Origin of the sequence: Nonomuraea diastatica (assembly GCF_004349015.1) — a bacterium.
GTDB classification, from domain to species: Bacteria; Actinomycetota; Actinomycetes; order Streptosporangiales; family Streptosporangiaceae; genus Nonomuraea; species Nonomuraea diastatica.
In genome coordinates this window covers 1-23,196 of sequence record NZ_SMKP01000038.1, presented here as the reverse complement: position 1 = coordinate 23,196, position 23,196 = coordinate 1, and the positions used below count along the sequence as shown (strand labels likewise).

At 70.7% G+C, this 23,196-nt stretch carries 23 protein-coding genes and 1 pseudogene; 13 read left to right on the top strand and 11 right to left on the bottom strand.

All coding sequences use genetic code 11. From position 1 onward, the window contains the following. Nucleotides 1-40: 40 nt before the first annotated feature. Together E1294_RS15655 and E1294_RS52735 are read right to left on the bottom strand one after the other, a co-directional pair. The gene (locus E1294_RS15655; RefSeq protein ID WP_165977310.1) at nucleotides 41-1,192 is read right to left on the bottom strand and encodes a nucleotide disphospho-sugar-binding domain-containing protein; all 1,152 of its coding nucleotides are present in this window, start codon (nucleotides 1,190-1,192) and stop codon (nucleotides 41-43) included. 121 nt (nucleotides 1,193-1,313) lie between these two features. Next, complete coding sequence (locus E1294_RS52735) at nucleotides 1,314-2,252, bottom strand: NAD-dependent epimerase/dehydratase family protein (protein ID WP_165977309.1); 939 nt, start codon at nucleotides 2,250-2,252, stop codon at nucleotides 1,314-1,316. Nucleotides 2,253-2,582: 330 nt separating this feature from the next. Here E1294_RS52735 and E1294_RS52730 point away from each other — a divergent pair, with 330 nt between their 5' ends. Further along, entirely contained in the window at nucleotides 2,583-3,299 is a 717-nt protein-coding gene (locus E1294_RS52730; protein ID WP_165977308.1) for a hypothetical protein, read from the top strand. Nucleotides 3,300-3,336: 37 nt separating this feature from the next. Here the strand turns inward: E1294_RS52730 and E1294_RS52725 are convergent, their stop codons facing one another. Next, complete coding sequence (locus E1294_RS52725) at nucleotides 3,337-3,474, bottom strand: hypothetical protein (protein WP_165977307.1); 138 nt, start codon at nucleotides 3,472-3,474, stop codon at nucleotides 3,337-3,339. Next, on the bottom strand, nucleotides 3,471-3,908 hold the full coding sequence (locus tag E1294_RS15645; protein WP_132509153.1) for a hypothetical protein: 438 nt from the start codon (nucleotides 3,906-3,908) through the stop codon (nucleotides 3,471-3,473). The genes E1294_RS52725 and E1294_RS15645 overlap by 4 nt, the downstream gene beginning before the upstream one ends. Before the next feature lie 951 nt (nucleotides 3,909-4,859). On the opposite strand from E1294_RS15645, the gene E1294_RS15640 reads away from it, so the two are divergent. The 3 genes from E1294_RS15640 to E1294_RS15630 all read left to right on the top strand — a co-directional run bounded on the left by E1294_RS15640 (nucleotide 4,860) and on the right by E1294_RS15630 (nucleotide 8,523). Further along, entirely contained in the window at nucleotides 4,860-6,527 is a 1,668-nt protein-coding gene (locus E1294_RS15640; protein WP_132509151.1) for an FAD-binding oxidoreductase, read from the top strand. Nucleotides 6,528-6,634: 107 nt separating this feature from the next. After that, nucleotides 6,635-7,867 (top strand): sensor histidine kinase, encoded by a 1,233-nt coding sequence (locus E1294_RS15635; protein WP_246083039.1) that lies wholly within the window; start codon nucleotides 6,635-6,637, stop codon nucleotides 7,865-7,867. After that, entirely contained in the window at nucleotides 7,858-8,523 is a 666-nt protein-coding gene (locus E1294_RS15630; protein ID WP_132509147.1) for a response regulator, read from the top strand. Before E1294_RS15635 ends, E1294_RS15630 begins: the two co-directional genes overlap by 10 nt. A 43-nt stretch (nucleotides 8,524-8,566) precedes the next feature. Here the strand turns inward: E1294_RS15630 and E1294_RS15625 are convergent, their stop codons facing one another. Further along, nucleotides 8,567-9,022, bottom strand: a complete 456-nt coding sequence (locus tag E1294_RS15625; RefSeq protein ID WP_220447760.1) for a MarR family winged helix-turn-helix transcriptional regulator — start codon at nucleotides 9,020-9,022, stop codon at nucleotides 8,567-8,569. Between the two features lie 165 nt (nucleotides 9,023-9,187). Between E1294_RS15625 and E1294_RS15620 the strand changes: the two genes are divergently transcribed. Then, nucleotides 9,188-10,327, top strand: coding sequence for an alpha/beta hydrolase family protein (locus E1294_RS15620; RefSeq protein WP_132509143.1), 1,140 nt, complete (start codon nucleotides 9,188-9,190; stop codon nucleotides 10,325-10,327). A 172-nt stretch (nucleotides 10,328-10,499) separates the two neighbouring features. On the opposite strand, the gene manD is transcribed toward E1294_RS15620, so the two are convergent. The 5 genes from manD to E1294_RS15595 all read right to left on the bottom strand — a co-directional run bounded on the left by manD (nucleotide 10,500) and on the right by E1294_RS15595 (nucleotide 16,028). Continuing rightward, nucleotides 10,500-11,729, bottom strand: a complete 1,230-nt coding sequence (gene manD / locus E1294_RS15615; RefSeq protein WP_132509141.1) for a D-mannonate dehydratase ManD — start codon at nucleotides 11,727-11,729, stop codon at nucleotides 10,500-10,502. Nucleotides 11,730-11,814: 85 nt separating this feature from the next. Then, nucleotides 11,815-12,963: a galactonate dehydratase gene (gene dgoD, locus E1294_RS15610; RefSeq protein WP_132509139.1), complete on the bottom strand. Its 1,149-nt coding sequence runs from the start codon at nucleotides 12,961-12,963 to the stop codon at nucleotides 11,815-11,817. 5 nt (nucleotides 12,964-12,968) lie between these two features. After that, a complete protein-coding gene (locus E1294_RS15605) occupies nucleotides 12,969-13,784 on the bottom strand; it encodes a carbohydrate ABC transporter permease (RefSeq protein WP_132509137.1) in 816 nt (271 codons plus the stop codon). Continuing rightward, entirely contained in the window at nucleotides 13,781-14,722 is a 942-nt protein-coding gene (locus E1294_RS15600) for a carbohydrate ABC transporter permease (RefSeq protein WP_220447759.1), read from the bottom strand. The genes E1294_RS15605 and E1294_RS15600 overlap by 4 nt, the downstream gene beginning before the upstream one ends. A 67-nt stretch (nucleotides 14,723-14,789) precedes the next feature. Beyond that, nucleotides 14,790-16,028 (bottom strand): ABC transporter substrate-binding protein, encoded by a 1,239-nt coding sequence (locus E1294_RS15595; protein ID WP_220447758.1) that lies wholly within the window; start codon nucleotides 16,026-16,028, stop codon nucleotides 14,790-14,792. 188 nt (nucleotides 16,029-16,216) lie between these two features. On the opposite strand from E1294_RS15595, the gene E1294_RS15590 reads away from it, so the two are divergent. Next, nucleotides 16,217-16,981 carry a FadR/GntR family transcriptional regulator gene (locus E1294_RS15590; protein ID WP_220447757.1) on the top strand — a complete coding sequence of 255 codons (765 nt, stop codon included), beginning with the start codon at nucleotides 16,217-16,219 and terminating at the stop codon, nucleotides 16,979-16,981. Between the two features lie 6 nt (nucleotides 16,982-16,987). Here the strand turns inward: E1294_RS15590 and E1294_RS15585 are convergent, their stop codons facing one another. Next, on the bottom strand, nucleotides 16,988-17,665 hold the full coding sequence (locus E1294_RS15585; RefSeq protein WP_165977306.1) for a GntR family transcriptional regulator: 678 nt from the start codon (nucleotides 17,663-17,665) through the stop codon (nucleotides 16,988-16,990). Between the two features lie 93 nt (nucleotides 17,666-17,758). On the opposite strand from E1294_RS15585, the gene E1294_RS15580 reads away from it, so the two are divergent. From E1294_RS15580 to E1294_RS15550, 7 genes and pseudogenes are all read left to right on the top strand, one after another. Further along, nucleotides 17,759-18,547: an FAD binding domain-containing protein gene (locus tag E1294_RS15580; protein ID WP_132509131.1), complete on the top strand. Its 789-nt coding sequence runs from the start codon at nucleotides 17,759-17,761 to the stop codon at nucleotides 18,545-18,547. Nucleotides 18,548-18,574: 27 nt separating this feature from the next. Next, nucleotides 18,575-19,063, top strand: a complete 489-nt coding sequence (locus E1294_RS15575) for a (2Fe-2S)-binding protein (RefSeq protein WP_132509129.1) — start codon at nucleotides 18,575-18,577, stop codon at nucleotides 19,061-19,063. Further along, a complete protein-coding gene (locus tag E1294_RS57185) occupies nucleotides 19,060-20,448 on the top strand; it encodes a xanthine dehydrogenase family protein molybdopterin-binding subunit (RefSeq protein ID WP_132509126.1) in 1,389 nt (462 codons plus the stop codon). Before E1294_RS15575 ends, E1294_RS57185 begins: the two co-directional genes overlap by 4 nt. A gap of 2 nt (nucleotides 20,449-20,450) precedes the next feature. Next, the gene (locus tag E1294_RS57180) at nucleotides 20,451-21,464 is read left to right on the top strand and encodes a xanthine dehydrogenase family protein molybdopterin-binding subunit (RefSeq protein WP_132509124.1); all 1,014 of its coding nucleotides are present in this window, start codon (nucleotides 20,451-20,453) and stop codon (nucleotides 21,462-21,464) included. Continuing rightward, nucleotides 21,458-21,760 carry an EthD family reductase gene (locus E1294_RS15560; protein WP_132509122.1) on the top strand — a complete coding sequence of 101 codons (303 nt, stop codon included), beginning with the start codon at nucleotides 21,458-21,460 and terminating at the stop codon, nucleotides 21,758-21,760. Before E1294_RS57180 ends, E1294_RS15560 begins: the two co-directional genes overlap by 7 nt. Beyond that, nucleotides 21,757-22,617 carry an AAA family ATPase gene (locus E1294_RS15555; RefSeq protein ID WP_132509120.1) on the top strand — a complete coding sequence of 287 codons (861 nt, stop codon included), beginning with the start codon at nucleotides 21,757-21,759 and terminating at the stop codon, nucleotides 22,615-22,617. Before E1294_RS15560 ends, E1294_RS15555 begins: the two co-directional genes overlap by 4 nt. Then, nucleotides 22,610-23,196 (top strand): annotated as a pseudogene (locus E1294_RS15550) (hypothetical protein); the annotation flags it as partial. The gene E1294_RS15555 and the pseudogene E1294_RS15550, both read left to right, overlap by 8 nt.

Here is a 23,196-nt window from a genome sequence, read left to right as displayed (position 1 = left end):
CCGGTGATCGTGCCGGTGGCACCCGGTGAGACCTCGTCCTTCAGGCGACGGCCAGCTTCTCCAGGTCGGCGACGAGGTCACCGGGTGTAGGCAGCAGGGCGCTCTCGCCGCGGAGCCGGATGGCGGCCGTGCCGTACGCGGGGTCGCCGAGCACGGTGGCGGCGGCGCGCTCGATGGCGGCTGCGTCGGCCTGACGGTAGTCCACGCTCACCGCGGCGCCCGCGCCGCCCAGTCGTTCGGCGTAGTGGTACTCGTCGGCGTGCGACGGCACCATGATCATGGGTACGGCCGACGCCAGCGCCGTCATCATCGTGCCCGCGCCACCTCCGTTGACCACGGCGTCACAGGTGGGCAGCAGCAGGTTCAGCGGCATCGACTCGACGACCCGCACCCCGGGCGGGACCTCGCCCAGCAGGGCCCGCTGGCTGGGCGTGATCGCGGCCACCACCTCGACGGGCAGGCGCCGCAGGGCCGCGACGGCCATCTCCAGGCCGTGCAGGGTGCCGGTGCGCTGGGCGAACATGTGCCCCCAGGTGACGCACACCCGGGGACGCTCGACGGGCCGGAGCAGCCACGACGGCATGACGCCCGGCCCGTTGTAGGGCACGTAGCGGATGTGCTTCCTGGGCAGCTCGCCGGGCTCCGCCAGGCTGGGCGGGCACGGGGCCACCGTGAGGTCGCCGAGCGGGTCCACGCCCGCCAGGCCGTACCGCGACCACAACTCTTCCAGGAACGGCCCGTCGAAGTCGCGGCGCCCGTAGGTGGTGTCCAGACCCCACAGGTGCCGCACGGCGGGCACGCCCAGGCGGCGGGCGGCGATGAGCCCCGCGTAGGCGCGTGCCTCGAAAACGACCAGGTCGGGGCGCCAGCTCTCGGCGAAGGCGATGAGGTCGTCGGCGGCAGCGGCCGCGATGCCGGAGAACATCCCGATGGCGCGGGTCAGGCGCAGCCGCTGGTGCTCCTTTGCGGTCATGTCCTCCCGCGGGCCGAGGTCGTGGCCCTGCCAGAAGGTGCGCAGGTCGACGTCCTGTCCCACGGCGAGCGCCGGCAGCCCCGACTGGGTCACGGTGGCGGTGAAACCGGGCTCGCAGGCCACCCGCACCTCGTGTCCCGCGGCGCGGAGTGCCCAGGCGAGGGGGACGGTCGGGTGGAAGTGGGCCGCCGCTGCGATGGTGGTGAAGAGTATGCGCATGGGAGCGACCGTGCGCAGGGCCGGTGGAGGTGCGGTGGAGGCCCGATGGAGAGCCCGTGGAGGCCCGATGGAGAGCCCGTGGAGCCCGTGGGGAGAGCGTGGAGCCCGTGGGAGCCGGTGATCAGGCGGTCGAGTGCGACGACAGCACGCCGGCGGGCGCGCCCGCGGCCTCCCACATGGCCCGCACCGACTCCAGGTGAGGGCGGCGTGGCCGCCAGCCGAGCAGGCGCGTCGCATGCGCGATGTCCACCTGGGTCCAGTCGCCGCCCCTGGCCTGGACGGCGCCCGCGCGCTCGCGTACCGACTCCGGTGACCGTCCCGCCGCGGTCAGGAGGTCCTCGACGATGGTGCGGATGTTGATCGCCTGGCCGCTCCCGACGTTGATGAGCGGGTCGGCGGCGCGGTCGGCCGTCACCTCCACCACGAGGTCGGCGACGTCCCTGACGTCGACGAAGTCGCGCCATGCGTCCACGATCGTCAGGTCGAGCTCCGCACCGTCGCGCAGCTTGCCGACGAGGCCGCCGAGGAAGCTGGCCTCGGCCGGGTGCGGGCCGTAGACGTTGGCCACCCTCAGCACCACGGCGTCGAGCTCTCCGGCGCGGACCGCGTCGAGGATGCGGCGGGAGCCGGCCAGCTTCGTGCGCGCGTAGACGCTCTGCGGCGCGGGGCGCAGCTCCTCCGTGATGGTCAGTCCGTGCGGCGTCGGGCCGTACTCGTGCACGCTGCCCACGTGCACCAGACGGGCCGGGCCCGGCAGCATCGCCATGGCCTCGATGAGCTGATCGACGAGCCGGACGTAGGTGCGGTGCATCTCCTCGTCGCCCGCGACCCAGCCGCCGGTGGCGTTGACGACCGCCTCCACGCCCTCACCGGCCAGCACCTTCGCCAGCTCCCCGCCGGAGAGCGCGGCGACGTCCAGCGGCAGGAACCGGTACGCGCCCAGATGGGCGGCGCGGCGGCGGGCCACCGCCACCAGCGGCCACCCCTGGCGGGCGAAGGCGGCGCACACCTGCCGCCCCACGCAGCCGCTCGCGCCCAGCACCGCCACACGTCCGGTCACAGAACCTTCGTTGAAAGAACCCATGGCCCGACGCTCGCCCCAGCCGGACGACGGCCCGTCGAGCGTCGCTGGACCGGGCCCGCCGGCCCGCTCCAGCGATGCTCGAGCCGCACACGGGCGGCCCGGCCCTCTGCCTGTCCGGCGAACCGACGCGTGCGTGAAGCGACGTGAAATGCCGATGTGCCGATGGATATCGCTGCCGCCCGGAACGCCGGGCCCGGGTCTGACCGCGCTCGGGAGTTCGGTCGTTGAATGCAACATTTCCGCGCCGTTTCGGCCCGGTGGGGCGGGGATGAATATTATCGTCGCCGTCCGGGCGATGAGTGCTTCATGACACATGTCAAGTGGGCGTACGCAATTGTTCGGGTGCGATTGCAGGGGTTGACCGTGTTCGGGGCGCGCCTTTACCATGCGATCATGGAAATCCGATATCCGGTTGAAAACGACGATTTTCAGCGTGACGACGTTAAGGTTTTCACTGTCAGTCAGGGCGAAGTCGGCGTCTCCCGGTCGGGCACCATAGATATCTATACCACGGGATTCGCTGGCTGCACGGGTGTGATCATCACCTCGAAGGAGGGAAGGGGAGCTCTTGTCGCCCACGTTTCCCAGCTCGGGCACGGGATCGGGCGGGGAGTCGCCGATGATGAGGAGAAGCGGCAGGCGAGAAAGAAAAACTATCTGATCGAGGCCACCCAGGGCGCTCTCAACCTGGCGAAAAACCACTTCGCGGACGGTGACGCGCTCTCCCTGGCGCTCGTCCATGGCATGAAATCGGACCCCGACTTCGCTGACGAGCTCACGACCGAAAACCCGGCCCTGGTGCATGTCCAGGATATCCGGGCCGATCGGAGCAGAGCGGCGTTGCTCTATCTGGACACGCGGGAGAAGGCGCTGTACCTGTGGGGCACCACCCAGGACGACCATTTCGACAAAATCGTGAGCGGGGTGGAGCAGTTTGAGGAGGACCCACCGAAATGCTCCGCACAGGGGACGCTCGCGCTGGTGCACGCCACCAACGGAATGTCCTGGCATCTCTACGATTGAGCGATCCGGGCGCCGCCACCGGATCGAGGGCGCCGGGCTATCCGCAGGCGCCGGTGAGCCAGGCGCGATATTCCCTCGTGAAGTTCGTCATCACACTCGTCGGCGACTGGGCCAGCACCTCCTGCCAGCGGCTCACGTTGCCGCTCCAGGCGGGTGGCGGCTCCTCCCAGCTCACGCCGTCGGTCCAGCGGGCCTCGGAGCCCTTGAGGAGGCCGGGTGGCGCTTGGCGAGCTCGGTGTGGATCCAGGAGTCCAGGGAGTAGACCAGGATGCGTTGAGAGGCCTGGCGTTCCTTGATCGGGTCGGAGATCTCCTTCCAGGCGCCCGCCGCGTAGGCGGGGTCGGAGAGGACTGCTCTGGCCTCGGGCTTGACCTCCAGCAGAGCGATCAGGCCGGTTGAGCGCACGTGGTCGAGCCACTGCCGCAGCGTGTAGACCTGCTCTCCCGTGTACGGGCCGCGTGCGATGCGGCGGTCGCGCAGGTTGTCGTCTCCCGCCGCCCACCAGGTGTTGGTGATGTTATTCCGGGTGCCCGTGAGTCCGTTGGTGGAGGTGTTGTGCCACATGACGGCCTTGGTGCCGTGCTGGGTGAGCTGGACGTCGCCTTCCACCCCGTCGGCGCCTCTGGCCTTCTGGTCGTTCAGGGCACGGACGTTGTTGGGCTGGCGGATCTGGTCGCGTTCCCAGGAGTTCGGCCCTGAAGGATAGCCGCCGTGCCCGAAGACGAGCGGGCCGTCGTCGCCTGGGAGTGCGCCACGGGCGGCGTGACCGCCAGGGCGATCGCGGCCAGCGAGGTCACGAACGCAGCCTTCGTCCTGATCAGGATGGGTGTCGCGACTCCGCCCGTGGGGGCCGGGCGAGGAATGATGCGCACGGGCAGACTATGTGCGGGGCCTCAGACGATCAAGAGCGAGCGGCGTGGCGGTGTTCGTGCCCAGGCTGGGGGTAAAAACCCGGTCAGAAGCTGCCCGAATGGGCAGACCCGGGACACGTGGGGTGTTGTCGCTGGGTGCGGGGACATCACGGTCCCATGAACGGCACGAGCACCACGGAGGACACCATGTCTCTTCTGCACTACTTCGGCATTGCACGTCGACCAGAACCCAATCCGGATCTCTATCCGGACAGCTCCGGCGCGAGTGCGCGCCGCCGCCGCCGGCGTCGCCGGTGAGCTGACCGCCGACCTCAGAAACATCCGGCCGAGAATCGTCCCGGTCGGATGTTTCGCTGCCGCATCGCGCCGTCCACGGTCCGTGAGCTCAAGAAAGCGGCCCCGCTCGGCGCGGCGACGGCAGCACGGGCAGCTCGCTGGGGTAGGCGTCCGCCGGCGCGCCCAGCACCCAGCACATAACGGTCGCCCTTCTCCCGAGCCCTCCCCGCCGGTGCCGGCGGGCTGCCACCGCCCCCACGCAGGCCTACGACGCGATCTTCAGCCGTTCGGTGGGGTGGATCAGCCGTCCGGCGGGGCGGAGGGTTCAGCCGCCGATTCATGGCATGGGTTGATGTGCGCCTCGCTGCCGGATTGGGAGGCTGACGACCTCCAGTCGGAAGGAGCGAGACACATGTCGGAAATGAGCGGTGGGAGCACGAGCCCGCCTGGCCGCATGGCGATGAGTCGTCGTGGGCTGCTCGCCGGTGCGGGCGCCGGAGCGGTCACGGGGGCGATCGCCGGGGCGGCCGGCACGTGGGGTGTCGATGCCGCGTCGGCGGAATCGGACGCGGCGGCGTTCGGGCCGGTGACGGTACGTCCTGGTGACTCCCGTTACGACACCCTGTTGCGGGGCAACAACTTCCGGTTCGCGGGCCGGCCGGACGAGATCCGCGTGGTCGGGTCGACCGATCAGGTGGTGCGCGCCGTGTCGGACGCGGTGCGGTCCGGCAGGCGGGTCGCGGTACGCAGTGGCGGGCACTGCTTCGAGAACCTCACCGCCGATCCGGCGGTACGCATGCTGCTGGACCTCTCGCCGATGGACGAGGTCACCTATGACGCAGGTCGGCGGGCGTTCGCCGTGCAACCCGGAGCGACGCTCGGACAGGTGTACCGGACGCTGTTCAAGGGCTGGGGCGTGACGGTCCCCGCGGGCGGTTGCCCGGGAGTGGGCGCCGGTGGGCACTTCGCAGGCGGCGGGTACGGTGCCCTGTCGCGGCGGTACGGCTCGGTGGTGGATCACCTGTACGGCGTGGAGGTCGTGGTGGTCGGCCGTGACGGCACCGCCCGCGCGGTGGTGGCCACCCGCGAGCCGGACGACCCGAACCGCGACCTGTGGTGGGCGCACACCGGCGGTGGCGGCGGCAACTTCGGCGTGGTCACCCGGTACTGGCTGCGCTCGTCCGGAGCCACCGGCACCGACCCGGCCAAGCTGCTGCCGGCGTCGCCGCAGCGGATGACCCAGCACGCGATCTTCTGGTCGTGGGAGCACATGACCGAACGGGCGCTCACCGGGCTGCTGCGCAACTTCGGGACCTGGCATGAGCGCAACAGCGCGCCCGGCTCCCCGTACACCGGGTTGTACGGGATCCTCCAGCCGTCGCACCGCGCCGGCGGAACCGTCATGCTGGTCGCCCAGATCGACGCGGACCTCCCCAGGGCCGACACGATGGTGACCGACTTCGTGTCGGCGGTGACCGCCGGCGTCGACCTGACACCGGTGCTCGACATCCGGCGGACGGTGCCGTGGTTGCACCCGATGACCTGGCCGGGCACCGGCGAGGCCGGCGACGTGCTCACCCGCCGCTACAAGATCAAGGCCGGCTATCTGCGACGCTCGTTCACCGAGACCCAGCTCGCGGCCGTCTACCGCAACCTGACGAACTCCACCGGCGGGCCGGAGTCCGGCATGTTGCTCATCGGCTACGGCGGCCAGGTCGGCGCGGTGGCGCCAGGGGCCACGGCGGTCGCCCAGCGGGACGTGATCATGAAGGCGGTCTACCAGACGATCTGGGGCGACAAGAAGGACGACGCGGCCAACCTCGCCTGGGTACGCGGTTTCTACCGCGACGTGTACGCCGACACCGGCGGCGTGCCCGTGCCCGGCAAGGTCAACGACGGCTCCTACATCAACTACGCCGACGCCGACCTGGCCGACCCGAAGTGGAACACGTCGGGTGTGTCCGCGCACACGCTCTACTACAAGGACAACTACCCGCGCCTGCAGCGGGTGAAGGCCCGGTGGGACCCGCGCAACGTCTTCAGGCACGCCCTTGCCATCGAGCCTGCCCGGGCCGGCTGACCGGCGCGGACGTGCCGGTGTGGAGGTTAGATTGGCCGCTGGGAGCGGGCGCGAGGGAGGGGGCGCGGATGAGCGATCCAGCGACACGGTGGTCTGCATGGTGGCCTGTGTTGACGGCCGTCGGGCCGTACGCGTTGCTGGCGTTCCTGACCGTGGTCACCGTGGCCGACAGGCGCGCGGCAGGCACGCCCTTGCTCATGGACCTGGTCACGTGCACGCTGCTGGCGGTGTGGATGCTGGGATACCAGACGCTCCGTCCCGCCTCGCGCGAGCGAATGCCGGTGATGGCGGTCTTCTTCACCGTGCTGGTCCTGCTCTGGGCGGCTCTGGTCGTCAGGGCGCCGTGGTTCGGCTTCTTCACCCCCGCCGTCTACATCTACGCCTTCCGCATCCTGCCCTGGCCGTGGCAGCCGGTCGGCGTCGCCGCGGTGGGGTTGGTGGCGGGCACGGCGCAGGCGTACGGCGTCGACAAGAGCACGGCTGTCGGCCTGGCCGCCTACGGCGCCGTCGTCGCCGCGAACGTCATCCCCATGTGCGCCTTCGCCTGGGTCGTCCGGCGCGACGACCAGCGGAACGAGGAGCGGGACCGTGCGCTCCACGAGGCACGCGAGGCGAACCGCAAACTGGCGGCGTCGCTCGCGGAGAACGCGGCCCTGCACGAGCAGCTGCTGGTGCAGGCACGCAACGCCGGCGTGCAGGACGAGCGGCAGCGGATGGCGCGGGAGATCCACGACACGCTGGCGCAGGGTTTCACCGGCGTCATCAGCCAGTTGCGCGCGGCCGAGCACGCCGGCGACGATCCGCCGGGATGGCGCCGGCACGTCGCGGCCGCGACCGAGCTGGCCAGGGAGAGCCTGTCGGAGGCGCGGCGGTCCGTGCACGCGCTGCGTCCGGAGCCGCTGCGCTCGGCGCGGCTGGGCGAGGCGCTGGCGGGCGTCGCCGAGCGCTGGTCGGCGCTGCACGAGATCACCGTTGAGGTCACGACGACCGGTACGGCGCGGCCGATCCGGCCCGAAGCCGAGGCGGCGCTGCTCAGAATCGCGCAGGAGGCCCTGGCCAACGTGGCCAAGCACGCGCGGGCGACCAAGGTGGGGGTGACGCTGTCGTATCTGGAGCACGAGGCGGCTCTGGACGTTCGCGACGACGGCGGCGGCTTCGACCCGGCCAGGCTCGTCACCGCCGCCGAAGGCCTGAGGGCCGATCGCGGCGGGTTCGGCCTGATCGCGATGCGGCAACGGATCGAGAGCGTGTCCGGCACCCTGCAGGTCGAGTCGGAGCCGGGCGCCGGCACGGGCATCTCGGCCCGCGTCCCCTCCGAGCGGGCGGAGGCATGCGCGTGAGCGGCCCCGCCGGCCCGATCGGGCTGCTGATCGTGGACGATCATCCGGTGGTCAGAGACGGGCTGAGCAGCATGTTCGCCCGCGACCCGGAGTTCGAGGTGCTCGGCGAGGCCGCTGACGGAGCGGAGGCGGTCCGGCTGGCCCAGGCCCTGCGTCCGGATGTGATCCTCATGGACCTGCGGATGCCCGGCATGGACGGCGTGAGCGCGATCAGGGAGCTCGCCGAGCGGGGGAGCGAGGCCCGCGTGCTGGTGCTGACCACGTACGACACCGACAGCCACGTGCTTCCGGCGATCGAGGCGGGCGCGACCGGATACCTCCTCAAGGACGCTCCCCGCGACGAGTTGTCGCGTGCGGTCCGGGCGGCGGCCCGCGGCGAGGCGGTGCTCGCGCCGTCGGTGGCGGCCCTGCTGATGAACCGCGTGCGCGCGCCCGTTCCCGGGCCGCTCAGCCCGCGCGAGGTCGAGGTGCTCCAGCTGGTGGCGTCCGGGGCCACGAACCGGGAGGCGGCGGCCCGGCTGTTCCTCACCGAGGCGACCATCAAGTCGCACATGCTCAACATTTACGCCAAGCTCGGGGTGAACGACCGCGCCGCCGCCGTCACCGAGGCGTTCAACCGAGGGTTGCTCGTCCCGCGACCGCCCGAGCAACCCTGACGGCGGCCGATGCGCCTTTTAGTTTGTGGAACGAACGGAAAATTCAGCGCGGTTCCAAGAACACGGTGGGAACCTTGTTGTCCATCACGACCCGGGTGAGCAGGGCGGCGAGCGTGTCGCGCTCGGCCGGGATCAGGCCCGTCGTGAGCTCCTCGATGCGGCGGCAGGTCTCGACGTAGAACGCGTCGGCGAGCTTGGCGCCCCGTCGGGTGAGCGCCACGATGACCGCCCTGGAGTCATGCGGGTCGGGGTCGCGCTGGACCAGGCCGTTGCGCTCGGTGCGGTCCACCAGCCCTGTCAGGCTCGACTTGGCCAGGCCGAGTGTCGCGCCCAGCTCGCTCATGCCGTACGGCTGCGCCATCAGGACGCACAGGAGCTGGCCCTGCTGCTGGGTGAGGCCGTATTCGCGGGCGGAATCCACGTACACGGCATTCACCAGGAACGTGGACCGCACCAGTGCGGCGACCGCACCGAGCTGACCGTCGACACTGTTGCTCACCGGGCAAGAATAACAACTTCGTGGGACGAACATACCGCCTGCGCAGATCGTCCCGCCCGCGGGAGCCCTGCAGGCGGGCGATCGGCCATCCCCTACGAAAGTCGCAGGGGCCGTGTGACTTTCGCCGGGGACGGTTCACCGCCGCCGCGCGGCACGGTTGAGCGCATGAAGAAGACCGTGGCCGCGAGCGTTCTCGCGCTCTCCGCATCACTGACCACCCTGGGCGCGATCCCGGCCGAGGCCGCCGCGCCCGTTACCGCCCGGCCCGTTACCGCCCTGCCGGCGCCGACCGGCGACCATCCGGTCGGCAAGACCGACCTGCACCTGATCGATTCCAGCCGCCCCGACCCCTGGGTCACCGACCGGGACGTGCGCGAGCTGATGGTCTCGATCTGGTACCCGGCGCGCAAGGCGGCGGGCAGGCGCGCGCCGTACGTCACGCCGCAGGAATCCGAGCTGATCATCAGGAGCGAGCCGCGGCTCGAGGACGTGCCGGCGGACACGCTCGCCAAGACCGTGACGCACGCCCGCGCCGGCGCTCCCGCGCTGCGGCGGAAAGGCGGATGGCCTCTGGTGGTCCTGTCACCCGGCATGACGCTGCCCCGGGCGACCATGACCTCGCTGGCCGAGGAGTTCGCCAGCCGCGGCTACCTGGTGGCGGGGATCGAACACACCTACGAGTCGCTGGCCACCACCTTCCCTGACGGCAGGACCGTCACCTTCGAGGCGGGAAAGGCCGGTCAGACCCCTGAGACGGGCGAGAAGGTGGCCCGGGTGCGGGCCGCGGACACCGAGTTCGTCCTCAAGCGGCTGAAAGCGGACAAGCGCTGGAACCGGCTGATCGACGAGAGGAGGATCGCCATGGTGGGTCACTCGGTCGGCGGCCAGAGCGCGGCGCACCTTCTGCCGGTGTCCGGGCGGATCAAGGCCGCGGTCAATCTCGACGGCACCTACAACCCCAAAACGCTGGCCAAGCCGCTGGTCAAGCCCTTCATGATGATCGGCAATCCCCGGCACCAGCCGGAGTCCGGCGGCAAGGACGGCTCGTGGGAGCTGTTCTGGCCGCATGTGAAGGGTGACGGGAAACGCTGGCTGACCGTGACCGGCGCCGAACACATGAGCTTCGTCGACTATGCGGTGTTGCAGCCGCAGCTCGGGCTGCCCAGGACGCCGATCGACGGCAAGCGCGCCCTCACGATCACTCGTTCGTACGTCACCGCCTTCCTCGACACGCACCTCAAGGGCGAGCGCCGGCCTCTCCTGGACAAGCCGTCAGGAACGTTTCCCGAGGTGAGGTTCTGGTAGCCCGCGCGCGGGGCGCGTCCACCGGTCAGGCGAGACCGGCGGGGGAGGAGCCGCGCGGCCGGGTGGACCCGTGGCGCTCGACGAGCGACCGGCGGAAGGTTCTCGCTGACGGTGACGAACGTCTCGATGCTTTTGGGCCCCGCCCGGCACGATGAGCCGGGCGGGCCGGTGTTCACCAGTCGTGGACGGTGCCGTCCTTGAGCCGGTTGAACGGCAGGTACGCCGCCTGGTACGGGAAGCGCGCCGCGGCCTCCTCGTCGAGCTCCACACCGAGCCCCGGCAGCTCGCCGGGGTGCAGGTAGCCGTCGGCGAAGGTGAACGACTGCCGGAACACCTCGTTGGTGGCGGCGCCGTGCTGCATGTACTCCTGGATGCCGAAGTTGTGGATCGCGAGATCCAGGTGCAGGGCGGCGGCCATGCCGACCGGCGAGATGTCGGTCGGGCCGTGGATCCCGGACTTGATCTGGTACTGGGCGGCGTAGTCGAGCAGTTTCCGCATGGCCGTGATCCCGCCGGTGTGGGTGACGGCGGACCGGACGTAGTCGATGAGCTGTTCGCGGATCAGCGTCTGGTAGTCCCACACGGTGTTGAAGACCTCGCCGATGGCCAGCGGGGTGGTGGTGTGCCGGCGGACCAGGCGCAGCGCCTCCTGGTTCTCCGCCGGCGTGCAGTCCTCCAGCCAGAACAGGTCGTACGGTTCGAGGGCCTTGCCGAGCTTGGCGGCCTGGATGGGGGTCATCCGGTGATGGCCGTCGTGCAGCAGCGGCAGCTCGGGCCCGAACTCGCCGCGCACCGCCTCGAACACGCCGGGCAGGTGGCGCAGGTAGGCGCGGGTGTCCCAGTCCTCCTCCGCGGGGAGCGCGGTGCGCTGGGCCGGCTCGTAGTCGTAGCGCTTGCCGTCGATGCTCGGCTGGGCGGCCACGCCGTACACGGCGTTGATGCCCGGCACGGAGGTCTGCACCCGGATCGAGCGGTACCCCAGCTCCAGGTGCCGGCGGATCGAGTCGAACAGTTCGGGCAGGTCCCGGCCCGAGGCGTGCCCGTACGCCATGATCCCGTTCCTGGAGGCGCCGCCGAGCAGCTGGTAGAGGGGCATCCCGGCGGCCTTGGCCTTGATGTCCCAGAGCGCCACGTCGACGGCCGCGATGGCGGCCATGGTGACGGGCCCCCGCCGCCAGTACGCCGAGCGGTAGAGGAACTGCCAGGTGTCCTCGATGCGGTGCGGGTCGCGCCCGATCAGCAGGGGGACGACGTGGTCGGCCAGGTATGACGCGACCGACAGCTCCCGGCCGTTGAGGGTGCCGTCGCCCAGCCCGGTGATCCCGTCTTCCGTCGTGATCTTGAGGGTGACGAAGTTGCGGTCGGGGCTGGTGACGACGACGTCCGCAGCGGTGATCTTCACGTGGTGCCTTTCTCACGGGTGGTGCGAGCGGGGGACGGGCCGGCCGTGTACGCGCGGCGGCCCCCGCTGGTCATGCCGGGGCATGTCACCATTCCGCGTAGGAGCCGTCCCGGTGCCGCCAGACGGGGCTGCGCCAGGCGTGCCCCTTCTTGTCGGCGGCGCGGACCTGCGCATCGTCGATCTCGACGCCCAGGCCGGGCGCGGTGAGCCGCTCGACGTGCCCGTCCACGAAGGTCAACGGGGTCTTGTCGGCGCAGTAGTCGAGCACGTCGGCGCCGCGGTTGTAGTGGATGCCGAGGCTCTGTTCCTGGATCAGGTAGTTCGGCGTGGCGAAGCCGACCTGCAGGCAGGCCGCGAGTGCGATCGGGCCGAGCGGGCAGTGCGGCGCTAGTTGCACGTCGTACACGTCGGCGAGCGCGGCGATCTTGCGGACCTCGGTGATGCCTCCGGCGTGCGAGAGGTCCGGCTGGGCGACCGCGATGCCGGCCTGGAAGACGGGCAGGAACTCCTGCCGGCTGTAGAGCCGCTCTCCGGTCGACACCGGGACGGTGGTCGAGCGGACGAACTCGCCGATGAGGTGGGAGTTCTCCGGGACGACGGGCTCCTCCATGAACAGCGGCCGGTACGGCTCCAGCAGCGGCGCCAGCCGGCGGGCGTTGGCCAGGGTGAAACGCCCGTGCAGGTCGACGGCGACGTCGCGGTGGTCGCCGAGCACCTCGCGGGCGGCGGCCACCCGGGCGACCACGCCGTCCAGCTCGGCGACCGACGCGACCGGGCTCATCCTGCCGGAGGCGTTCATCTTCACCGCGGTGAGCCCGGCCTCCACCTGGGCGGCGATGTGGTCGCGCACCTCGCCGGGCTCGTCGCCGCCGACCCAGCCGTACACCCGGATGCGGTCCCTGACCGGGCCGCCGAGCAACTGGTGCACGGGGGCGCCGAAATGTTTGCCCGCGATGTCCCAGAGCGCCTGGTCAAGGCCCGCCACGGCGCTGGCCAGGATCGGGCCGCCCCGGTAGAACGAGCCCTTGGTCATCACCTGCCAGTGGTCCTCGATGCGCAGCGCGTCCCGGCCGATCAGCAGCTCGGCGAGCTGGTGCACGGCGACGCGGACGGTTTCGGACCGCCCCTCGCAGGTGGCCTCGCCCCAGCCGACGATCCCCGAGCCGGTCTCCACCCGGACGAAGAGCCAGCGGGGGGCGACCAGGAAGGTCTCGATGCGCGCGATGGTCGTCATGCCGGTCAGCCCTTCGTCGCGCCGGCCGTGAGGCCGGAGACCACGTACTTCTGCACGAACAGGGCGATCACCATGATCGGCAGGGTCACCACGGTGGTCGCGGCCATCAGGCCGCCCCAGTCGATGCTGGCGTAGCCGACGAAGTCGAAGATCGCCACGGGCAGGGTCTTGGTGCCGGCGTCGGAGAGCACGAGCGCGAACATGAAGTTGTTCCACGAGAAGATGAAGGACAGGATGCCGGCGGTGGCGACCCCCGGCATGGACAGCGGCAGCGTGATGCGCCGGAACGCGCCGATGTGGGTCAGCCCGTCGACCAGCGCCGCCTCCTCCAGCTCCGTCGGCAGGCTGTCGAAATAGCCCATCATGATGTAGACCACCAGCGGCAGCGAGACGAACATGTGGCTGATGATCAGCACCCCGAAGCCCCCGACCATCTTCAGGTTGGAGAAGACGTAGAACCAGGGCACCAGGAGCGAGACGCCGGGGATGACCCGGGCCATCAGCACCACCAGAGCGGACTTCTTCATGGCGAACCGGCTCATCGAGTACGCCGCCGGCAGGCCGAGGATCAGCGACGCCACGGTGGCGGCGAACGCCACCCAGAGGCTGTTGAGGATGAACTCGATGTAGTTCGCCTGCTGGAGCACCTTGGCGTAGTTGGCCACGGTGGGGGAGAAGACCAGCGCCTTGGCCGGATCGTAGATGTCGACGTTGGTCTTGAACGACGCGGCGACCATCCAGATCAGGGGCGCGATCAGCGTGAGCACCACGACGGTGAGCGCCACCACCCGGAACACCCGGTACGCGGGCCGTGGCTTCATCGCTGGGCCTCCTTGCGCCGGGCGGTCAGGGCCCACATGGCCCCGATGATGATCAGGAAGAAGAGGATGAGGACGGTGGAGGAGACGCCGTACTCGTTGTAGTCGAAGCTGAGGCCGTAGGCGTACACGTTGAGGGTCTCCACCTCGTGGAACGAACCGCCGCCTCGCCCCTTGGTGGCGTAGAGGATGTCGAAGGTCTTCAGCGCGTCGATGCCGCGCAGCAGGATCGCCACGGTCAGCGTGGGCGCCAGCAGCGGCAGGGTGACGTGCCGGAAACGTTGCCAGGTGCTGGCGCCGTCGATGCGCGCCGCCTCCTGCGGCTCCTCCGACAGCGATGTCAGCCCGGCCAGCAGGATCAGTGTCACCATCGGCGTCCACTGCCACACGTCGATGAAGATCGTGGTGGGCAGGGCCGTGTGCTGGCCGGCGAGCCACGGCTGCGGCCCGATGCCGAACCAGCCGAGCAACTGGTTGGCCAGGCCGATGTTCGGGTCGAAGATGAGCCGCCACATCATGCCGACCGCGACGGGGGTGGCGACGAGCGGCAGCAGGATGGCGACGCGTACCCACTTCTGGGCCTTGAACGGCCGCCAGAGCAGCAGGGCGATCGCCATTCCGAGAACCACCTCGAACAGCAGCGCGACGCCGGTGAACGCGGCCGTCCTGCCGACGGCGGGCCAGAACCGTTCGGTGTCGGAGAGCACGTCGAGGTAGTTCTGCAGGCCCACGAACTCGCTCTCCGCGCGGACGGACCCCTCGGCGTCGGTCAGGCTGAGGTAGCCGGTCCAGGCCAGGGGGAAGACGAGCAGCGCGGCGACGAAGGTCATCGCGGGCGCGGCGAAGAGCCATTTGCGGTGGTCGTTGACCCAGCGCACCCAGCCGGGCGTGCCGGGGGCGGCGGGGGTGCCGCGCGGCGCCTTGGTCGTGATCGTTGCCATGAGGTCTCCAGGGACGGGCGGGGTGCGCGGGCGACGGGCGCTCGCTCCCGCCGCCCGCGTGTGCCGCTTACTTGGCCTCGTCGTCCAGGAACTTCTGGAACGCGGCGTTGGCCGTGTCGGCGGACGCGGCGGCGTCCTTGCCGGTGATCGCGTCCACGATCGGCTGGCCGACGATCTCGCGGGCCTCGGCGACCTGGACGACCAGCGGCCGGTCATGGCCCACCCCGTCCTTGGTGCTGGCCGCGATGGCCTCCGCCAGGTCCTTCGGGAAGGTCGAGGTGCCTTCGGGGTCGTCCCAGACGGAGGTGCGGGCGCCTGGCACGCCGGACTTCTGCTGGGCGAGCGTCTGCTCCTTGCTGGTGGCCCACTCGATGAACTTCCAAGCGTTGTCCGTGTTCTCGGAGCTGTCGTTGACGCCCAGCGCCCACGACGGGATGTTGTACGGCCTGGAACCGCCGGGGCCGGCCGGGAACGGGGCGAAGCCCACCTGGTCCGAGATCTTGGACTTGGCCGGGTCGGTGGCGTTCTTGTAGAGCGAGTTCGCCTCGGTGTAGAAGGCGGCCTTGCCCTGGGTGAAGATGGCCATCGCCTCGGGCCAGCCCATGTCGGTGCTGACGTTCGCCGGGCCGGAGTCCTTGATCAGCCCACCGTAGTAGGCGTACGCCTGCTTGGCCGCCTCGCTGTTGACCGCGGCCTTGCCGCCGCCGTCGACGAAGTCGCCGCCGAAGCTGTAGAGGAAGCTGGAGAACTGGGTGACCGCCGTCGACTTGCCGGTGCGGGAGACGAAGCCGGCGACGTCCGGCTCGGCCGCCTTGATCTTGGCGGCCGCGGCCTTCAGCTCGTCGAGGGTCTTCGGCGGGGCGCTCAGACCGGCCTTGTCGAGCAGGTCCTTGCGGTAGTAGAGGACCTCCTGCTCGGTGATGATCGGGATCCCGACCGGCTTGCCCTCGTACGTGGTGGCCTCCACCGGGCCGGACTGGAAGTCGCCGAAGTCCCAGGTCTCGGATTTCACCTGGGCGGACAGGTCGGCGAGGTACTTGTTCTTGGCGAAGAGCTTGCCCTCCTGCAGCGGGCGGTACATCATCACGTCGATGTCGGCCGAGCCGGCGTTCAGCTTGACGTTGTACTGGTCGGAGAGCTGGTCCTCGCCGAGCTGGGTGACCTCGACCTTGAGCCCGGACTGCTTCTCGAACCCGGGCAGCGCCTTCTTGATGTTCTCGGTCCACACGTGGTTGGCCAGGGTGACCCGGATCGTCTTGGACGCGCCGGCGTCGTCGCCGCCACCGCCGCAGGCGGACAGGCTCATGGCCACGACCGCGGCCAGAGATGTACCGATTATCGATCGACGTCGTCGCACGTCATCGCGCCTTTCTGTCATGACCGCCGCCCCCCGGAACAGCGCCATGCACTCCTAGCATCCGCTTAATGCCGGGATGCTAGGACAAATAAGCTGATTTATTCAAGTGCTGACTTCTAACTGATATGCTTTATCCCGTGGATCAGTCTTCAGCCCCGGGGGGCGCACCCACCCAGCGCGCCCCTGCGGAGGCTGGGCTGCACGCACGCGTTCTGGACGATCTCGGCACCGCCGTCTGCAGCGGCGAGATGGCCGCCGGTTCCGTCCTGAGCATCGACGACCTGGTCGACCGCTGCCAGGTCTCCCGCTCGGTGATCCGCGAGGTGCTGCGGGTGCTCGCCTCCATGGGGCTCATCGAGTCCCGGCGCCGGGTCGGTGTCATGATCCAGCCGGCCAAGGCGTGGAAGGTCTTCGATCCGCGGGTGATCCGCTGGCGGCTCGCCTCAGACGCCCGGATGGCGCAGATGCGCTCGATCACCGAGCTGCGCACCGCGATCGAGCCGCACGCCGCCTGGCTGGCCGCCGAGCGGATCGGCGACGACGACGCGAGCGAGTTAGTGGGGGTCGCGGCCAAGTTGTGGGCCGCCGGCAAGGCCGGTGACGAGGCGCGCTTCCTCGTCCTGGACATCGACTTCCACCGGCGGGTGCTGGCCGCCTCGGGCAACGAGATGTTCGAGGAGCTGCAGCTGATCGTCGCCGAGGTGCTCGCCGGCCGTCACCACTATCACCTGATGCCCCACTACCCGGACGAGGAGGCGCTGCAGCTGCACACCGACGTGGCCCACGCGATCCAGCGGCGCGACGGCGAGCGGGCCAGGCAGGCCATGGTGAGGATCATGGAGCAGGGTTTCGCCGAGATGAGGTCGATGTGGGAGCGCACCGCCGAACCGGGCGGTGCGTGACCCGGGTCAGCCCGTCGCGGAGTCGCGCACGCGCCCGTGGGCGTCGTGCGGGAGGTCGGCGTAGTGCCACTGGTGATCGCGGGCCTGCCGGCACGCCGCCTCCAGGTCGCCGCCCTCGATCGCGGCCAGCAGCTCGGCGTGGTCGCGGACTATGTCGTGCAGATCGACCTCGGTCGCGACCATCGTGACCGACGTGCGCGCCTCGATCTGCAGGCCCTCCCAGGTGAGCTTGAGCAGCTCGTTGTGCGCGGCCTCGACGATGTGCCGGTGGAAGGACACGCTCGCCCGCGTCGCCGCCTCGCTGTCGCCGCGTTCGGCGGCGCCCCGCATCGCCTCCACGTCGGCTCGCAGCGACTCCAGCGGCACGGTCCCGGCCAGCAGGGCCAGCCGGGTGGCCGTCTCCTCCAGCGCGGCACGCACGACATAGCTCTCGCGCAGCGTCTCCTGGACGAAGGGGCGCACGAAGGTGCCCCGGCGCGGCTGGGTCTCCACCAGCCGCATGGCCTCCAGCTCGCGCAGCGCCTCGCGCACGGGTGCCTGGCTGGTGCCGTAGGTGGCCGCGAGCCGCGTCTCCACCAGCCGCTCACCGGGCCTGACCTGGCCGGAGACGATTCTGCCGACCAGTGAGTCGCGGATCTGCCGCGCCAGCGTGAGACGCGGCAGCTTGGAGGGCTCTTCGGTCACGGGAACGATCCTACCGATCATCGATCAAGATGATCTCTTGACGCATCAATGTCGATAATCAATTATCGATAATTAGACCACAAGGAGGCGCGCATGGCGATCCAGGCGGTGCACGTACCGGAGTCCCTCGATGGCGTGGTCGCCTGCTCGGCGCGGGGCGGTCAGGTCATGGGCGGAGGCACGGTCGTCATGCCCCTGGTCAACAGCGGGTCCGCGGCCGTGACCGAGCTGGTCAGCCTGCGCCGCGCGGGGCTCGGCGGCGTCGAGGTGAGCGACGGGGTGGCCACGATCGGGGCGGCGGCCACGCTTACCGCCGTCGGCGAGCATCCCGGCCTCGCCTTCCTGCGGCCGGCGCTGCGCACGATCGCCTCGCCGACCATCAGGAACCAGGCCACCGTGGGCGGCAACCTGTTCGTCGCGCAGCCGTACGGCGACCTGGCCGTCTGCCTGCTCGCCCTCGACGCGACCTGCGAGATCGCCGGCCCGGCCGGCCGGAGAGACGCACCGGTGGCCGACGTCCTGGCCGCCGGGATCGCCACGGGCGAGGTCGTCGTCGCCGTACGGGTCACGCTGCCGGAGCCGGGCGCCTGGCACTACCACAAGGCCATGCGCCGCCGCCTGAACTCGGCGGCCATCGTCACCGTCGCCTCCGTCACCTCGGCCGGTGTCTGCAGGATCGCGCTGGGCGGGCTCGCTCCGCGTCCCGTGCGCGCGGTTTCCGCGGAACGCCTGCTGAGCGGCCGGCCGCTGACACCGGAGAGCCTCGCCGAGGCGAGCGAGGCCGCCCGCGCCGACATCGACCCCTTCGACGACGCCTACGCCAGCGCGTGGTACCGGGCGCGAGTCCTGCCCGTGCACCTGCGCCGTGCCCTTCTCCCGTGAAGCGCCCGCACCAGAAGAGGTGGGATCGTGCCATCACAGATCGTCTCGCTCGTCGTCAACGGTGAGCGGCGGGAGTTCATCGCCGCGCCGGGGGCCACGCTGCTCGCCTGCCTGCGCGAATCGCTGGGGCTCATCGCGGCCAAGCGAGGCTGCGCGCAGGGCGCCTGCGGCACCTGCACGGTCCTCGTCGACGGCCGGCCCGAGGCCGCCTGCCTGGTCGCGGTCGAGACCGTCGCGGGCGGTTCCGTCCGCACGCTGGAGGGCGTCACCGCCGGAGGCGAGCTGGACGAGGTGCAGAGCGCCTTCATCGACTGCTTCGCCACCCAGTGCGGCTTCTGCACCTCCGGCATGATCATGGTCGCCGAGGCGCTGCTCGACCAGAACCCCGACCCGAGCGAGGACGACGTCATCGAGGCGATCTCGGGAAACGTCTGCCGGTGCACCGGCTACCGGCCCATCGTGATCGCCATCATGGAGGCGGCCAGGCGGCGCCGGGAACAGGCGGTGCTGCGATGACGTACCGGCTCGCCCCCATCGACACCGCCGCCTTCGCGGCCGAGCGGGACGGCGGCCACCTCGCCGTCATCGGCTCGGTGGTGCAGCGCTCCGACGCGCTCGGGCACGTCACGGGACGCACCGAGTTCTTCGAGGACGTGACCGCGCCGCGGCTCGCGCACCTCAAGATGCACCGCTCGGCCCGGCACCACGCGAGGATCGCCGACGTGGACGTGACCGGGGCGCTGGCCGTGCCCGGCGTGCTGCGCGTCCTCACCCACGCCGACGTCCCGAACAACGTCTACACCGTGCTCAAGCTGATCGGCGTCGAGCCGGACGACGAGCCCGTCCTCGCCATGGACAAGGTGCGCTACCTCGGCGAGCCCATCTGCGCCGTGGTCGCCGAGACCGAGGCGGCAGCGCTGGAGGGCGCGGCCAGGATCGAGGTTCGCTACGAGGACCTGACGCCCGTCTTCGACGTCGAGGAGGCGCTGAAGGAGGATGCGCCGCTGGTCAACGAGTACCAGGGGCAGAACCACTTCGTCTACGAGGGCCACCACTGCCGGCGGATCCGGTTCGGCGACGTGGAGGAGGCGTTCGGCCGTGCCGACCACGTCTTCGAGTGGCGCTACCAGTCGTCGCCGATCGAGCAGGCTCCCGTCGAGACCACCGGCTGCGTCGTCGTCCCGCAGGCCGACGGGCGGCTGCGCATCCACTCCGACACCCAGGCGTGCTTCTTCACCCTGGACAACACCGCGCTGATCCTGGGCGTGCCGTTCAACAGGCTGCGCATCGTGGGCGGAACGGTCGGCGGCGGGTTCGGCGGCAAGGTGGACGTGGTGGTCGAGCCGATCGCGTGCGTCGCCGCGATGGCGGTCGATCGCCCCGTCAAGTTCGTCTACGACCGGGCCGAGGAGATGCAGGTCTCCTCCCCGCGCGCGGCCGAGCGGATCTTCATCAAGGACGCCGTGATGGACGACGGCCGGATCATCGGCCGCAAGGTCACCCTGTACGTCGACGCCGGCGCGTACGCCCGCCACAGCCCGTACGGCACCACCAAGGCCGCCGCGCACCTGCCCGGCCCCTACGCGATCCCCAACGTGTGGGCCGACTGCCACTGCGTGTTCACCAACCGCACCCCGTCCAGCGCCATGCGCGGGTTCGGCGTGACCATCGCCGACTTCGCGCTGGAGTCGCAGATGGACCGGATCGCCCGCGCCCTTGGCATGGACCCGCTCCGGCTCCGGCTGATCAACGCCTACCGCGACGGCGACCTCAAGGCCCACCGCAAGATCGCCGAGGGCACGGCCCTGGTCGAGGTGATCCAGAAGGCGGCGGAGCTGGCCGGGCACGAGCTGCCGGAGGCCTACCGCAGGATGTCCTCCACGACCCGAGAGGGGCTGTAGCGATGGCGAAGCTGCGCGGCCGGGGGTACGCGTCGGTGAACTACCCCACCGGCATGAACCTGGGCGGCGACCCCTCGCAGGCGCTGATCCATGCCACGACCACCGGCACGTTCGTGGTCTCGCTCTCCTCGGTGGACCTGGGCCAGGGCATCAAGACGATCGCCGCCCAGTGCGCCGCGGAGACGCTCGGCCTGCCGATCGGGAACGTGCTCGTCGACACCGCCGACACCGACACCGGCCCCCACTGCATGGGCACCTTCGCCAGCCGCGGCAGCCACCGCGTCGGCAACGCCGTCATCATGGCCGCGGCCGAGGCGCGTGGCGTGCTGCTGGAGGTGGCCGCCGAGGAGCTGGAGACCGACGCCGCGGATCTGGAGACCGACGGCACCGGCTTCATCATGGTCAAGGGCGCGCAGGACAAGCGCATCCACGTCACCGACCTGGCGCTGGCCGCGCACTTCAAGCACGGGCGGACGATCTCCGGCCGCGGCGTCTACCTCAAGGAGCCGAGCGCGCCCGTGCCCGAGACGGGGGAGATGGACCCCGACTCCTGCCAGGCGCACGCGTGCACGGTCGCCGTCGTCGAGGTCGACGACGAGACCGGGGTGGTCGAGGTGCTGGAGCTGTTCAACGCGTACGAGGTGGGCAGGGCGCTCAACCCGGCCATGGCGACGCAGCAGGTGGAGGGCGGGGCGTGGATGGGCGTGTCGCACGCGCTGTTCGAGACCACCGAGCCGTACTACCCGGTCCGCGACCACGGTCCGCGCGACTTCGCCGGCTACCTGATGCCGGGCCCCGCCGACCTCCCGATCCAGCACAGCCTGCTCCTGGAGCGCCCGGCCGCGAACGGGCCGTACGGCGCCAAGGGGATCGGCGAGATGACGGCCAACGCCCCGATCCCGGCCATCGCCAACGCGATCTTCGACGCCTGCGGTGTGCGCCTGACGTCGATGCCGTTCACCCCGGAACGCGTCCTGCGAGGGCTGGACGCCTTGAGGATGGAGGAACCATGGTGAAGGTCATATCGCTGCTCAAGCGCGCCGAGGGCCTGTCCCACGAGGAGTACGCCAAGTGGGCGGTGGAGGAGCACGCCGAGTTCGCCAGGAAGTTGCCCGGCCTGCGCAAGTACACGGTCAACGTGAGCAACGGCGGCGACGCGGCGTACGACTCGGTGCACGAGTTGTACTTCGACGACGAGGACGCCCGCGCCGCGGCGTTCGGCTCCGAGCATGGTAAGGCGGCGGCGGCCGACGCGTCCGCGCACACCTCCTCGCGCGTCCACGTGCTGACCACCGAGCACGCACAGCTGTGACCCTCGGCCCCGGTGAGCTGGCCGCGGCGCTGGAGAGGGAGGGGTATTTCGCGGACGAAGGGCTGTCCACGGCCGTCCACCTGGCGCTGCGCCTGAGGCGGCCGCTGCTGCTGGAGGGCGAGCCGGGCGTCGGGAAGACCGAGGTGGCCTCGGTGCTGTCGCGGATCACCGGCCTGGAGCTGATCCGCCTGCAGTGCTTCGAGGGGCTGGACTCCGGCCAGGCCCTCTACGAGTGGGACCACCCCAAGCAGCTTCTGCACGTCCGGGTGGCCGAGAGCCGCGGCGAGGACGTCGGCGACCTGTACCGCGAGGAGTTCCTGCTGCGCCGTCCGCTGCTGCGCGCCGTGCAGGCCGAGCGGGGCGCGGTGCTGCTGATCGACGAGATCGACCGCGCCGACAGCGAGTTCGAGGCGTTTCTGCTGGAGTTTCTCGGCGACTACCAGATCACGATCCCGGAGCTGGGCACCGTGCGGGCGGGCACGCCGCCGATCGTGGTGCTGACCTCCAACCGTACGCGCGAGCTGCACGACGCGCTCAAACGGCGCTGCCTCTACCACTGGATCGCCTTCCCGGAGCCGGGACGCGAGCGGGCGATCCTCCGTGCGTCCGTGCCCGGGCTGGAGGAGCGGGCGGCCGACGGGCTCGTACGTGCGGTCCAGCGCGTACGGGGGCTGCCGCTGCTCAAGCGGCCCGGCATCGCCGAGTCGGTGGAGTGGGCCCGTGGCGCCATGGCGCTGGCGGAGGGCGGCGACCCGTGGCCGCTGGCCCTGCGCCGTGCCCTCGGCCTGCTGATCAAGGACGAGGAGGACACCCGGCTCCTCCTCGGCCACGCCGAGGACGTGTTCAGCGATGCCTGACGCCCGCTCGGGGGCCGATCCGGCCGGGCTCGCCGCGGACCACCTGTGGGGGTTCCTGGTCGCGCTGCGCGCGGCCGGGCTCCGCACCGCGCCGGCCAAACGGGCCGACCTGCTGCGGGCGGTCGCGGAATCCCCGCCGTCCGGCATGGCCGCGCTGTACTGGTCCGCCCGGATCACCCTGCTCCAGGACGTGGCCGACCTGCCCGCCTTCGACCGCGTCTTCGCCGCCTGGTTCCGGCACGGAGCCCCCGACGACCCGCCGATCCTGACGGACGACGGCGCACCGTCCCCCGGCGGTCACGGCGAGGACGACCCGCCGGCCCAGGAGGCGCGGCCGGGCGACGGGACCGAGGCCAGCACCACGAGCACCTTCGGCACGCGGGACTTCGGCCGGACCCGTGAGCGCGAGCGCACGCTCATGCGCGCCCTCGAAGCCGCCTGGCCCGCCGCGCTGCCCGCCACCGCGTCACGGCGCCGCCGCCCGGCCCGGTCGGGCGGCCGGCTGGACGTGCGGCACGCGTGGCGGCGCGCCCACCGTCACGACGGGGAGATCATCGAACTGCGCCACCTCGCCCGCCC

What these genes read in the sequence shown, in the direction of transcription:
- E1294_RS15655 (WP_165977310.1), bottom strand. Translation starts at nt 1,192, where the DNA reads ATGCGCATACTCTTCACCACCATCGCAGCGGCGGCCCACTTCCACCCG.
- E1294_RS52730 (WP_165977308.1), top strand. Translation starts at nt 2,583, where the DNA reads ATGACACATGTCAAGTGGGCGTACGCAATTGTTCGGGTGCGATTGCAG.
- E1294_RS15640 (WP_132509151.1), top strand. Translation starts at nt 4,860, where the DNA reads ATGTCGGAAATGAGCGGTGGGAGCACGAGCCCGCCTGGCCGCATGGCG.
- E1294_RS15630 (WP_132509147.1), top strand. Translation starts at nt 7,858, where the DNA reads ATGCGCGTGAGCGGCCCCGCCGGCCCGATCGGGCTGCTGATCGTGGAC.
- E1294_RS15620 (WP_132509143.1), top strand. Translation starts at nt 9,188, where the DNA reads ATGAAGAAGACCGTGGCCGCGAGCGTTCTCGCGCTCTCCGCATCACTG.
- dgoD (WP_132509139.1), bottom strand. Translation starts at nt 12,963, where the DNA reads ATGACGACCATCGCGCGCATCGAGACCTTCCTGGTCGCCCCCCGCTGG.
- E1294_RS15605 (WP_132509137.1), bottom strand. Translation starts at nt 13,784, where the DNA reads ATGAAGCCACGGCCCGCGTACCGGGTGTTCCGGGTGGTGGCGCTCACC.
- E1294_RS15600 (WP_220447759.1), bottom strand. Translation starts at nt 14,722, where the DNA reads ATGGCAACGATCACGACCAAGGCGCCGCGCGGCACCCCCGCCGCCCCC.
- E1294_RS15595 (WP_220447758.1), bottom strand. Translation starts at nt 16,028, where the DNA reads ATGAGCCTGTCCGCCTGCGGCGGTGGCGGCGACGACGCCGGCGCGTCC.
- E1294_RS15580 (WP_132509131.1), top strand. Translation starts at nt 17,759, where the DNA reads ATGGCGATCCAGGCGGTGCACGTACCGGAGTCCCTCGATGGCGTGGTC.
- E1294_RS57185 (WP_132509126.1), top strand. Translation starts at nt 19,060, where the DNA reads ATGACGTACCGGCTCGCCCCCATCGACACCGCCGCCTTCGCGGCCGAG.
- E1294_RS57180 (WP_132509124.1), top strand. Translation starts at nt 20,451, where the DNA reads ATGGCGAAGCTGCGCGGCCGGGGGTACGCGTCGGTGAACTACCCCACC.
- E1294_RS15560 (WP_132509122.1), top strand. Translation starts at nt 21,458, where the DNA reads ATGGTGAAGGTCATATCGCTGCTCAAGCGCGCCGAGGGCCTGTCCCAC.